Here is a 12,855-nt window from a genome sequence, read left to right on the forward strand (position 1 = left end):
CCAGCCGCCGCCCCACCGTTCGTCGGGTCACCAGCCGCCGCGCCACCATTGGTCGGGTCACCAGCCGCGGCCCCACCGTTCGTCGGGTCACCAGCCGCCGCGCCACCGTTCGTCGGGTCACCAGCCGCCGCGCCACCGTTCGTCGGGTCACCAGCCGCCGCGCCACCGTTCGTCGGGTCACCAGCACCACCACCGGCGACCTGACCGAGAGTGTCGTTGCCGCTGCTGTCGCCACCCTCGTTGTCGCCGCCCTCGTTGTCACCACCCTCAGTGTCGTTGATCCCGAGGGAGATCTCGGCGCCCTGCTCGTCGACCGCCGCCTCCGCGCTGAGGCCCGCAACGTTCACGCCGATACCGACGGCCTGAGCGGCGCCCGCGGCAGTCAGGGACGCACCGGCGGCGATCACCGCACCGGCCGCTATCCGCGCCACGCGCACACGCGTCTTCTTGGTCATCTGCCTGCTACCCCCAGTAGCTATTCGTCAGTGATGCATCGTCTTGGGGCTGCAGCCGCTGAGGGTTGCACTTCCGTTTCCCCCGCCCACACGCGCCCCAGAAATACGCATGCCGCGCTCACCCTTCCCAGTTTCCGTGAACGCGTCAAGGTCGTTGCGCGCGCAATGCCCGAAATAAGGAGAGTTGACCGAGGTACGGGCACGCAACTGTGACGTAAACGCGGAACTGCCGCCCCTGGAAAGGCAGTTCCCATGTCGACAAAGCGAGCCGACACCACATATTCCGCTTGCGTCAGCGAAGACGCACCTTCTCTGCAGGCCGTTCACATCACTCTGCGATCGGAACCGCACACAGAGCGAGAGGAGTGGCAGTTCATGGACAAGGCGAGCGGGGATGAGGCGGGCGCGGTGATCACCCTGCGGGTGTCGCGGGACGGCGGGCGTATGTGGGGACCGAGGGTGACGTACCGCCGGGACCGGCTGGCGCCGCCGCTCGAAGCGGGGTGCCGCTTCCCGCTGTGCGCGTGCCCGAGGTGCGCCCCCAGAAGGCGGGCACGCACCGTAGGCGCAAAACTCCGGCCTCCTGGAAGAGCTGGTCACTCCCCGCCATAGAGCCGCGCCAGGTCCACGAGTACGACCTCGCCCCGCGCCTCGGCAGCCCTGAGCTCCAGCGTGAACCCGGCGCCGGTGTAGCAGGCGGGCACCGTGAGTGAGGTGTCCTCGCCGCGCGCCCGCAGCAGCTGCAGGACATGCCTCAGCCGCTCAAGCTGTCCGATCCCCATGGTCTGGTCCCACTTCACCTCACCGATCGACAGCAACACACTGGTGTCCTGACCGACAGCTCCGCGCACTACCACGTCCACCTCATGGCTGGACTTGCGACCGGGGTCGGCGACTGTGCCGCGCGTCACGTCGATCGGCATACCGCCGAATGTCCCGGCAGCGGCGAAGTGGGCCACCCAGTCGCGGCACAACTGCTCGAAATGCGGCCCGACGACGGCCGAGCGGAACGTGGGTCGAGCGTTCTCCCACACCTCGCGGGCCCGCCCCCGGTCCAGCAGCCCACGCCGCGGGCGGGCGATGGCGTGATCGAAAGCGATGAGCGGCTCGGCCACCTGGTACGTACTGCGATTGCCGCGAAAGGCGTCCGGCTCTCGCCGCACGAGACCGCAGTCCTGCAACACCGTCAGAGGGTGCGTGATATCGCCGCTGGACCTCTCAAGGCGGCCGGCGATCTTCCCGGCCGTGCAGTTGCCCTCGGCGAGCGCGGCGAGCACAGAGTGGTAGAGCGCCCGGTCCCGGACATCGGACTCGTCCGCCAGCAGGTAGCGCGCCTCCCTGTACAAGGGGGAGCGCGGGGACAGCGCGGTGCGGCAGACCCAGTCGTCGAAGTCCTCGATGCCGTTCGGCGTGTCCTCGCGCACGAACTCCCTTCGATAGGCGGGAGTTCCTCCCACCACCGAGTGCACCAGGCAGGCCAGTCGCGGATCCTGAATACCCCAGAAGGCGGCGGCCTGACGGAAGTCCAGCGGGTGGACGACCAGCTCAAGGCCGGCGCGGCCGCGCAACGGCGACGTACCACTGAGCAGTCCGCCCATGAACGACAGCGAACTGCCGCACAGCAGCAGCCGCGTGCGGGACCGCAATCGCTCCGGCCTGCGTGGTCCGAACGCGACTTGGACGATGGACGGTAGCGAGGGCGTGTGGCGTACGAGGTAGGGGAACTCGTCGAGCACGACCGGCACCGGTCGTTCCGCCCCCAGCGCCAGCAGCGCGTCCACGGCGTGTTCCCACCGCTCGAAACGCAACGGGGCCGGGCTGCCCGTGTACTCCGCCAGCTCTTCGCCGAGCCGGCGCAGCGACTCCGCTTCGGTGGCTTCGTACGCACAGAAATAGAAGCCCCCGGCAGACCGTGCCAAGGCGTCCAGAAGGAAGGACTTGCCTTGCCGTCTCCGACCCGACACGACGGCGAGCGTCGCTTCCGGCCCTTCATCGGCGGCGAATGCGGTCAGCTCGCTCCACTCCCAGTCCCGGTCGAACATGTCGTCCGGCTTGGTCAGAGACCTGGAGGCGCGCCCCATGGTGGTGCTCCCAGCTAGCGGTGAGGCTTACGGAAACGTACTTCCGGGAAGTACGTTTCCGTAAACGAGCCGCAGCGCGGAAGGTCACCGTCAGCGGAAGGCGGGCAGGCCCCAGAGACGCAAAAACGGCGCCGGGCCCGGCGCCGTTTTTGCGTGTCCGGTCTACCTCTCCTGCTGCTTGCGCCAGCGGATGCCGGCCTCGAGGAAGCCGTCGATCTCGCCGTCCAGGACGGACTGCGGGTTGCCGACCTCGAACTCCGTACGCAGGTCCTTGACCATCTGGTACGGGTGGAGGACGTACGAACGCATCTGGTTGCCCCACGAGCTGCCGCCGTCGCCCTTGAGGGCGTCCATCTTGGCCCGCTCCTCCTGGCGCTGACGCTCCAGGAGCTTCGCCTGGAGGACGTTCATGGCGCTCGCCTTGTTCTGGATCTGGGAGCGCTCGTTCTGGCAGGAGACCACGATGCCGGTCGGGATGTGGGTGATGCGGACCGCGGAGTCGGTCGTGTTGACGCCCTGGCCGCCGGGGCCGGAGGCGCGGTAGACGTCCACGCGCAGCTCGGACTCGTCGATCTCGACGTGGTCGGACTGCTCGACGACCGGGAGGATCTCGACGCCCGCGAAGGACGTCTGGCGGCGGCCCTGGTTGTCGAAGGGGGAGATACGGACCAGGCGGTGCGTGCCCTGCTCCACGGACAGCGTGCCGTAGGCGTACGGCGCCTTGACGACGAAGGTGGTCGACTTGATGCCGGCCTCTTCCGCGTACGACGTCTCGTAGACCTCGGTGCCGTAGCCGTGGCGCTCGGCCCAGCGCAGGTACATCCGCTGCAGCTGCTCGGCGAAGTCGGCGGCGTCGACGCCACCGGCCTCGGCGCGGATGTTGACGAGCGCCTCGCGCTCGTCGTACTCGCCGGACAGGAGCGTGCGGACCTCCATCTCGTCCAGCGCCTTGCGGACCGACTCCAGCTCGGCCTCGGCCTCGGCACGGGCGTCCGGGTCGTCCTCGGACTCGGCGAGCTCGAAGAGGACCTCGAGGTCGTCGATCCGCCCACGCAGCGCCTCCGCCTTGCGGACCTCGGCCTGCAGGTGCGAGAGCTTGCTGGTGATCTTCTGTGCCGCCTCGGGGTCGTCCCACAGCGACGGTGCCGCCGCCTGCTCCTCGAGCACGGCGACGTCTGCCCTCAGCTTGTCGAGGTCCAGGACGGCCTCGATCGACCCCATGGTCGAGGAGAGGGACTTCAGCTCTTCGGATACATCGACGACTGCCACGCGTCCAGCGTAACGGCTGGCCGGGGTGTTCCGGCCCGCCGGACAGAACACCTAGGGCTCACCTAGGGCTGTGAGGGGGCCGACTGCTCGGAGTCCTGGGGCGGTACGCCGTCGTCGTCGCCGCTCGTCGCCAGCCAGCCGCCGACACCGACCGCGGCCGCCAGCACCAGGCCCGCGACACCGAGCGTGATGCGGCGCCTGCGGACCGCTTCCGCCTTGTGGCGGGCCGAACCGGGGCGGCGCTGGCCGGGAGTGCGGGGCGCGCGGGCGGTGCCGCGGGCGCCGCCCGCGAGCTCGTCGGGGCCGGGGACCCGCATGGAGGTGTGGGTGTCCCGGTTGGAGTCGGTGGCCGAGCCGGGGACGAGGGGGACGGCTGCCCTGCGGGGGGCCGTGGGGAGCGTCGCGTGGTCCGGCTCCTCGTAGACCTCCGTGGACGGCGCTGCGTCGGCTGCGTACGGCTCGTCCACGTCCAGCGGCGGCATGCCCGCCAGGAGCGGCAGCAGGTCGTGCAGGCGCGCGGCGAGCTCGGAGGCGCGCAGGCGGGACGCGGGCGCCTTGGCCAGGCACTGGACGATGAGCTGCCACAGCTCGTCCGGGATGCCGGGCAGCGGGACCACGGTCTCGGTGACGTGGCGGCGCAGTACGGCGCCGGGGTGACCTCCGCCGAAGGGGGTGAAGCCCGCGAGCAGCTCGTACAGGACCGTCGCGAGGGCGTAGATGTCGACGGCCGCGCGCGGCGGCAGGCCCTCGACGATCTCCGGGGCCAGATAGTCCGGCGTGCCGATGATCCGGGTCGCCCTGGTGCGGCGCGGAGTGTCGATGAGCTTGGCGACGCCGAAGTCGGTCAGCAGGGCGGGGTGGGCGCCGCCGGGGCCGAGCGGGCCCTCCATGTCGAGCAGGATGTTCTCCGGCTTGACGTCGCGGTGGACGACTCCGGCGGCGTGGGCGGCGGCGAGGCCCTCGGCGACGTCGGCGATGATCGCGACCGCGGCCTCGGGGGCGAGCCTGCGCTCGCGGTCGAGGCGGGTGCGCAGATCGGTGCCGCGGACGAGGTCCATCACCAGGGCGAGGTCGGTGCCGTCCACGACCAGGTCACGGACGCCGACGACCCGGGGGTGGTCGAGTCCGAGCAGGGCCGTGCGCTCCTGGACGAAGCGTCCGACCAGCTCCTGGTCGGACGCGAGGTCCTCGCGCAAGAGCTTGATGGCGACGGGCCCCTCCGGCCCTTCGCCGAGCCACACCGTGCCGGCGCTGCCCCTCCCGAGGATCTGGTGGGCGGTGTACCGGCTGCCGATATTCCGTGCCAAGACTGCTCCCTCAGCGGCTGGCGTTGCCCCTCAAACTACGCGGCCGTCGGGGTACCTCGTGCCCCGGATGGCGCCAACCGTCGCTTCTGCGGGGCTTTTTCCCCCGCAGAAGTCGACATAACGACAGAGTGATCGCCCGCTGCCGACCGGTTCTACTGACCGGCGCCCGAGCCCGTGCCTGTGCCCGAGCCGCCGGTGAGCTCCTCGATGAAGTCGCTCACGCCCGACGCGGCGTCACCGATGGCCTCCCAGTAGCTCTTGCCCTCGGCGATCCAGCTCTGGAGCGGGGTGAGCTCCCAGATCAGCCAGCCCGCGACGAAGAACAGGATCAGCGTGAAGAGGCACCCCTTGAGGCAGCCGAGGCCCGGGATCCGCATCGGGTTCGCGCTGCGCTGCCGCGGCTCGCGCGGCGGGCGTGGGGTGGGCTGCTGGGGCGGCGGCTGCGGGGGTGCGTACTGCTGCCGCTGAGGAGGCTGCGGAGCGTACTGCTGCGGCGGTGGCGCGTACTGCTGCCGCCGCTGGGGCTGGGGCTGCCGGCCCTGCGGAGGCCGCTGCTGGTGCTGCGGGGGCTGCTGGGGCGCAGGCTGACGGTGCGGACGGCGGCGCAGCGGGTCCTGGCTCGGGTCCAGGTACTGGATCTGCGTCTGCTCGTTGCGGTCCCGGGCGGCCTGCAGCTGGGACTGCCACGGGTGCGGGTCCTCGGGCGAGGGCCGCGGCGGACCGTCCGGGCGCGGCGGTACGGGGGGCATGACCGCGGTCGGGTCCGCCGCACCGTTGCGGGGCAGGACGCTGGTCGGGTCGGATGCGCCCGCGGGCATGCCCGTCTGCGGCATCACGCTGGTCGCTGCGGCCGGGTCGTAGTGCGGCGCGTTGCCCGGCAGCACCTGTGTGGGGTCGGAAGCGCCCGGCATGCCCGGGACGGTGGCGGGCGACGGGTCGGGTGCGAGCAGCGCGCCGACGCCCTCGGCGGCCTCGATCTGGGCGGGAGTGGAGTGGACGCCGACTCCGGCGGCAACGGTACGCAGGCCGCGGGCGAGGTTCTCGGCGCTCGGCCGCTCGCCCGGCTCCTTGCGCAGGCAGCGCTCTATGACCGTCCACAGCGGGGCCGGGACGGTGGACGGGCGGCGGGGCTCCTCGCTGAGGTGGCGGTGGAGCACCTCCAGGGCCGTACCGCCCGCGAACGGCGGACGGCCGGTGACCAGCTCGTACAGCAGGATTCCGGCGCCGTAGACGTCGACGGCGGAGGTCTGCGGGCGGCCCTCGGCCGACTCCGGGGCGACGTAGGCCGGCGTGCCGACGAACTCGTGCGTACGGGTCAGGCCCGGGGAGTCGGCGAGGCGCGCGATGCCGAAGTCGGTGAGCATCGGGTGCATCTCGCCGCCGCGCTCGGCGAGCAGGACGTTGGCGGGCTTGAGGTCGCGGTGGACGACGCCGTCGGCGTGGCTGGCGGCCAGCGCGTCCGCGATCTGGGCGGTGAGCAGGGAGGCGGCGACCGGGGTGAACGGGCCGTTGTCCCGGAGGTAGCGGTGCAGGTCCGGGCCGTCGACCAGGTCCATCACCAGCGCGAGCAGGTCGCCCTCGACGACCAGGTCGCGGGTGCGGACGATGTTCGGGTGGGTGAGACGCAGCAGGACGGAGCGCTCGCGCAGGAAGCGCATCACGACGTCCGCGTCGTTCGCGAGTTCCTCCTTGAGGACCTTGATCGCGACGGTCTCACCCGGCTGGCCGGGAACCGCTGCCTCGGCTCCGGCGGTCTCCCGCTGGCGGGCTCGCCAGACGGTGCCCGTGGCACCGCGGCCGAGCGGTTCCTCGAGCAGGTACTTGCTGCCTACCGGCCGCACGTCATGCGCTCCCTGCTGATCGTGGTTCTGGTGGTCCTGGGCGGCGCCCCGGGTGGCTCCCTGGAGGCCGGACCTGGGTGGTCACTGGTGTGATCCCCGGTTCATATATGGCCCCGACCGGGTGTCCGACCCACTGTAGTGCCGCCGATCGGGTCACCGGCGTGCTCATCGGATTGGCCGGTAAGACGTTCCCGGCGGGCGGATGGTTGCCGAACGACCGTGCGGAGGGCGGCAGACGCGATCCCAACCAGGCACTTTTGCGTCCAGAGCCGACCAATCAAGATCACTTGGGGGTGGGGGGCGGGCGTGTTGTCGGTGCCAGGTGCGAGGATGCCTCCAGCACGGAGTCGTGGGGTCGGGAGAGCCCTGCGGGCCGTGCCGACCTGCCGGGTGGGGGGAATCACAGGGCGGCTCCCCTGCCGGGCACCCCGCGCAGAAGGGACCGCTGACGGCGATGCAGATCCGGCTGACCGTCCTCGCGCCGCGCAGCGGCCAGTCCACGCAGGGCACCGCGCGCGTGTGCGACGTGCTCGTCACCGCCCCTGCCGGCACGGCACTTGCGGCGGTCGCCTCAGGCCTGGCCGCGGCCGTGTCAGGTCCGGAGGCGCCCGGACCGGTCGTGCTCTACGCGGGCCGCGAGCGGCTCGACGCCCAGCGGTGCGCGCTGGGCGAGCCTCCGCTGGTGGACGGTGCGGTGCTGTCGCTCCAGGCCCCCGCGGACGGCGAGGGCGGCGGGGACGGTGAGACAGGGGCGCAGGCGCAGGTCCAGCTCCATGTGGTCGCCGGGCCGGACGCGGGCGGGGTCCATCTGCTCCACGGCGGCCAGATCCGCGTCGGGCGCTCGGCCGAGGCGGACGTCCCGCTCGACGACCCGGACGTCTCGCGGCTGCACTGCGCGGTGATCGTCGCGGACGACGGCGCCGTCACGGTCGCGGACCTCGGCTCCACGAACGGCACCACGCTGGACGGCGCCCCCGTCGGCCCCCACCCGGTCCGCCTGCCCCCGGGCGCCCTCCTCCGCATCGGTGAGTCCACGCTGCGCCTGGCCCCGCCGACGGGTCCCGCCGGGCCGACGACGACCCCGGACGGCGAGGGTCATCTGCGGGTGGGCCCCTCGCAGGCCTCCGCGGCGGGCCCGGACGGCCCGGCGGACCACGCTCGCAGCGATGCGCCGGACGGGCCGGAGGCCGTTCCGTACGGCCACGAGGACGGCCGTACGGACCTGGGCGGCCGGCCGGTTCCGTCATGGGCCCGTGCGGACGGGGCGACGGCCCCCGGGCAGGAGTCCGCCGGCACGATCCCGGCCCCGCGGGCCGGTGCGGGCGCGGACGGCAGCAGCACGGGTACGGGTACGGGTTCCGGGGCGCACGCTCAGGATCCGGCACGCCGGGCCGCGGCGGCTTCCTGGGAGGGCCGGGCGCCCGGGGGCCGGTACGCGCCGGGGGCCGTCGCGGGACGAGGCCAGGACGGGCAGGTGCCGGGCGGTGCAGGACCCGCCGGCGGACATCCGGCCGCCGGCGAGACGGCCGCCGGATGGCATCGAGCCGACGAGGGCCGCGGTGCGAGCACCGACGGCCGGCTCGCCGGGAGCCCGGCCGGACACGCGAGCGACCCCACCCACGGCGGGCGGGGCTTCCAGGCGGCCCCGGCCGGACACGGAAGCGATGCGCCCCGCGGCGGGGCCACGCAGCGGCCGGGCGGACACACGCCCGGGACCGACGAGGGTCACCGCCGCGGCGCCGAAGGCTTCGGTCCCGACGCGGCCGGTGCCTACGCCGACCCGGCGGGTGCCGACGTCCGCGGCGATGCCGGCGACGGCGCCGGTGGCAGCGACTCGGCGCGCAGGGGCGGGAGGCGCACGCGGGGCGAGAGCGGGCCGCGGAAGCGCGGGATAGGCGCGTGGGCCCGGCGGCTGGCCGGGGCGCGCCCGGACGCCGCCCCCGAGGACGCGGGCGAGTACGGGGACGCGCCGGTCGCCGCCGCGCCCCTCGTCGAGACCTGGCCGGACCCCGCCGCCGTGCTGCTCACGGCTCTCGGGCCCGGGCCGCGGCTGTGGGAGCGCGGGCCTGGGCACCCCGAGGAGTTGGCCGTACGGCTCGGGACCGCCGACCGCGCGGACACGCACGCCGTCCCCGTCACCGTCGGACTGCGCGAGGCCGGTTCGCTCGGGCTCGCGGGCCCCCGGTCGCGGCTCGCCGGGCTCGCCAGGTCCGTCGTGGCGCAGCTCGCCGCACTGCACGCGCCCGGCGATCTGGAGATCGTGCTGATCAGCACCGACCGCGCCAGGTCCCTGGAGGAGCGCAGGCGCGACTGGAGCTGGCTCGGCTGGCTTCCGCATCTGCGGCCCACGCACGGGCAGGACTGCCGGCTCCTCGTCGCGTACGACCGGGACCAGGCCACCGCCCGGACCGCCGAGCTGATCCGGCGGTTGGACGACGGGCCGCTCGGGCCTGGCTGGCCCAGCTCCGGCCGCCGCATGATCGAGGACGCCGCAGCCCGCCACACCGGGCCGCGGACGGTGGTGATCCTGGACGGCGACCCCGGTTCCGCGGCGCTCCGCGAGACCACCGCCCGGCTGGCCGGGGCGGGCGCCGCCGGCGGCATCCATGTCGTCTGCCTGGCCGAGACCCCGGCGGCCTCGCCGCTCTCCCCGGTCGCGGCGACGTACGAGGAGGCGTGCGCGGCATCGCTCGCGTTCCGCGAGTGCGGGGCCGTCGCGCTGCTGAGCGGCGATGTCGCGACGGCGTTTCGGTTGCTGCGTACGGCCTCGGGGCGGCCCGCCGGGCACGGCACGGTCGGCGCGGTGGACGCGGTGTCCGCGGCCTGGGCCGAGCGCTTCGGCCGGGCGCTGGCGCCGCTGCGCGCGGCGGACGTGGACGGCGCCCGGGCAGGTGCCGGGACCGGCCGCGGCCAGGGCCACGGCCGTGCGGTGGCCTCGCCGCTGCCGCGGTCGGCGCGGCTCCTCGACGAGTTGGGGCTGGCCAGGGCCACGCCCGCGTCGCTGATGGCCCGTTGGGCGTCGGCCGCGGACGGTACGGCCGTGCTGGGCGCGGGCCCGCGCGGCCCGGTCTCCGCCGATCTCACCGCCGAGGGCCCGCATCTGCTGATCGAGGGCTCTGCGGGCAGCGGCCGTACGGAGCTGCTCCGCGCGGTCGCCGCCTCACTGGCCGCCGCCGGACGGCCGGACCGGCTCGGGCTGCTGCTCGTCGACGGCGCGGGCGGCGAGCGGGGCGAAGGGCTCGCGGCCTGTACGGAACTCCCCCATGTCACCGAGCATCTGGTCGCATCGGACCCGGTCCGGATGCGCGAGTTCGCGCAGGCCCTCGGGGCGGAGCTGAAGCGGCGGGCGGAGCTGCTGGGCCGGGAGAGCTTCGCCGAGTGGAATGCCCGTCGCGAGGTCGCGGACCGGCTCGTGGCCCAGCGGTCCGCGCCACGAGCCGAGTCCACATCCGCATCCACGTCCGCCTTCGCTTCCCGGCCGGGGCGCGGTGATGCGGGACCCCAAGACGTCGAGTCCCCGGACTCGGGCGCACTGCGCCTGCGGGCACGCGCCGCGCTGGCCGCAGGCGAACGCGGCTCCGCGGGCCAGGCCCACGCGACGGGCCCGGCCGCCGGCGCGGCCGCGCCGCAGGGCCGGCAGATCCCGTCCGACGACTCGCGCGGCGCGGATCCCGCGGCCGCCTCCGTCAGCGGTCACGACCAGGCCGGTGGCCCGGGCGATCCGAGCCGCCAGGCCGGCAGGAGCGGCGGCCCCGAGCGGGAGGCGCCCCCGCTGCCCCCGCTGCCCCGGCTCGTCGTCCTCGTCGACGACTACGACGCCCTGGTCGCCCCCGCGCTCGGCAGCCCCGGCCGCCCCGCGGCCGGTTCCGTCGTACGGGCGCTGGAGGCCGTGGCCAGGGAGGGTGAGCGGCTCGGCGTCCATCTGGTCGCCACGTCCGCCCGGCCCGACCGCACCGCGGACACGGAGCTGGCCCGCGGTGCGCGGCTGCGCGTGGTGCTCGACGCACCGCCCGCGTCCGCGGGACCGGAGGACCCGGCCCCGGGGCGCGGTCGCCTCGGGCACCCGAGCGGACGCGTGACGCCGTTCCAGGCCGGCCGGGTGACGGGCCGTATCCCGCGGACAGCGACGCAGCGGCCCACCGTCGTGGAGCTGGAGTGGGAGCGGATGGGCGACCCGCCGACGCGCCGCCCGGTCCGCGAGCTGGGCAACGGGCCCACGGACCTCGCCCTCCTCGCCAGCGCCCTCGACCGAGCGGCCCGCTCGGTCGACGCCACTCCCCTGCCTCCGCTGACCCCGTCCCGCTCCTGACCCGTCCCGCCGCAGGCCCTGCCCCTGGCCCCTCCCGACGGCCCTGACGGCACGTCACGAGCCCATCACGATCACCCAGTTGACAGGGAAGGCGGTATTGCTTCGCCTCTGCCCCGGGCGTAGACCTGATCCCACGGGACGGGAGCGGTGCTGCCTGCGTCACGGCCGGCTGTGCCCTCCGAAGGCGCACGGGAGAGACGGGGCAGTGATGCGCACAGCTCGTACCACTCGTACCACTCGCAGCAGGGCCATCGTGGGGCTCGTCGCCATAGGCGCCCTCGTCGCCCTCACGGGCTGCGGGGGCGACACTGACGGCGGCGGTGGAAGCACGCCGGACAGCACCAGCGGCAGCGACTCGGCTGCCACCGTCCAGCTGCCCAAGCTGAACGGCGAGAAGATCGAGGTCGCCGCGGTCTGGACAGGCCCCGAGCAGGAGAACTTCACCAAGGTCCTCAAGGAGTTCGAGAAGCGCACCGGCGCCACCGTCACCTTCGTGCCCGCACAGGACCCGATCGTCAACTTCCTCGGTACGAAGATCGCCGGCGGCAGTCCGCCCGATGTGGCGATGCTGCCGCAGGTCGGCGCGATCAAGGAGACCGTGGCCAAGAAGTGGGCCAAGCCGCTCGGCCCCGAGGCCAAGGCCGAGCTCGCCAAGAACTACGCCAAGGGCTGGCAGGACCTCGGCTCCGTCGACGGCACCCCGTACGGCGTCTATTTCAAGGCCGCCAACAAGTCCCTCATCTGGTACAACAACGCGGTCTTCGAGAACGCCGGCGCCACCGAGCCCAAGACCTGGAAGGACTTCCTGACGACGGCCGAGACGATCTCGGCGTCCGGTGTCACCCCGGTCTCGGTCGGCGGAGCGGACGGCTGGACGCTCACCGACTGGTTCGAGAACGTCTATCTCTCCCAGGCGGGCCCGGAGAAGTACGACCAGCTGGCCAAGCACGAGATCAAGTGGACCGATCCGTCCGTCAAGCAGGCGCTGACGACCCTCGCCGAGCTGTTCGGCAAGCCCGCCCTGATCGCGGGCGGCGCGGACGGGGCCCTGCAGACCGAGTTCCCCAAGTCCGTCACCCAGACCTTCACCGGCGGCGACCAGCCCAAGGGCGCGATGGTCTTCGAGGGCGACTTCGTCTCCGTCAACATCGGGCAGACCGAGGCCAAGATCGGTACGGACGCGAAGGTGTTCCCGTTCCCGGCGGTCGGCGCCGAGCCCCCGGTGGTCACCGGCGGCGACGCGGCCGTCGCGCTCAAGGACTCCAAGGGCGCCCAGGCGCTGCTGACCTTCCTGGCGTCGCCCGACGCGGCGAAGATCTGGGCGGAGTCCGGCGGTTTCGTCTCCCCCAACAAGTCCCTCGACGTGGCCGCGTATCCGAACGACGTCCAGCGCGACATCGCAAAGGCGCTGATCGCCGCGGGCGACGACTTCCGCTTCGACATGTCGGACCAGATGCCGCAGTCGTTCGGCGGTACGCCCGGCAAGGGCGAGTGGAAGGCGCTCCAGGACTTCCTGAAGAACCCGAAGGACATCGCGGGCACGCAGGCGCGGCTGGAGGCCGACGCGGCCAAGGCGTACAAGAGCTGACGCGG

6 protein-coding genes and 1 pseudogene are annotated in these 12,855 nt (G+C 73.5%); 2 read left to right on the top strand and 5 right to left on the bottom strand.

The window, feature by feature from the left end:
• From ACFV9O_RS28905 to ACFV9O_RS28925, 5 genes and pseudogenes are all read right to left on the bottom strand, one after another.
• Positions 1 to 455, bottom strand: a pseudogene (locus tag ACFV9O_RS28905) (hypothetical protein); the annotation flags it as partial.
• A gap of 596 nt (positions 456 to 1,051) precedes the next feature.
• Positions 1,052 to 2,536: an ATP-binding protein gene (locus ACFV9O_RS28910; protein ID WP_385422864.1), complete on the bottom strand. Its 1,485-nt coding sequence runs from the start codon at positions 2,534 to 2,536 to the stop codon at positions 1,052 to 1,054.
• A gap of 162 nt (positions 2,537 to 2,698) precedes the next feature.
• A complete protein-coding gene (prfB, locus tag ACFV9O_RS28915) occupies positions 2,699 to 3,805 on the bottom strand; it encodes a peptide chain release factor 2 (protein WP_385422866.1) in 1,107 nt (368 codons plus the stop codon).
• A gap of 62 nt (positions 3,806 to 3,867) precedes the next feature.
• Positions 3,868 to 5,112 (bottom strand): serine/threonine-protein kinase, encoded by a 1,245-nt coding sequence (locus ACFV9O_RS28920; protein ID WP_385422868.1) that lies wholly within the window; start codon positions 5,110 to 5,112, stop codon positions 3,868 to 3,870.
• A gap of 152 nt (positions 5,113 to 5,264) precedes the next feature.
• Entirely contained in the window at positions 5,265 to 6,953 is a 1,689-nt protein-coding gene (locus ACFV9O_RS28925) for a serine/threonine-protein kinase (RefSeq protein WP_385422870.1), read from the bottom strand.
• A gap of 454 nt (positions 6,954 to 7,407) precedes the next feature.
• Between ACFV9O_RS28925 and ACFV9O_RS28930 the strand changes: the two genes are divergently transcribed.
• Both ACFV9O_RS28930 and ACFV9O_RS28935 read left to right on the top strand, forming a co-directional pair.
• The gene (locus ACFV9O_RS28930) at positions 7,408 to 11,262 is read left to right on the top strand and encodes an FHA domain-containing protein (RefSeq protein ID WP_385422872.1); all 3,855 of its coding nucleotides are present in this window, start codon (positions 7,408 to 7,410) and stop codon (positions 11,260 to 11,262) included.
• 208 nt (positions 11,263 to 11,470) lie between these two features.
• Positions 11,471 to 12,850 (top strand): ABC transporter substrate-binding protein, encoded by a 1,380-nt coding sequence (locus ACFV9O_RS28935; protein ID WP_385422874.1) that lies wholly within the window; start codon positions 11,471 to 11,473, stop codon positions 12,848 to 12,850.
• Positions 12,851 to 12,855 lie beyond the last annotated feature (5 nt).

Source organism: Streptomyces sp. NPDC059909, assembly GCF_042730885.1.
GTDB lineage: Bacteria > Actinomycetota > Actinomycetes > Streptomycetales > Streptomycetaceae > Streptomyces.

Excerpts from the sequence above, each read along its gene's own strand:
- ACFV9O_RS28910 (WP_385422864.1), bottom strand. The coding sequence starts at position 2,536 with ATGGGGCGCGCCTCCAGGTCTCTGACCAAGCCGGACGACATGTTCGAC.
- ACFV9O_RS28930 (WP_385422872.1), top strand. The coding sequence starts at position 7,408 with ATGCAGATCCGGCTGACCGTCCTCGCGCCGCGCAGCGGCCAGTCCACG.
- ACFV9O_RS28935 (WP_385422874.1), top strand. The coding sequence starts at position 11,471 with ATGCGCACAGCTCGTACCACTCGTACCACTCGCAGCAGGGCCATCGTG.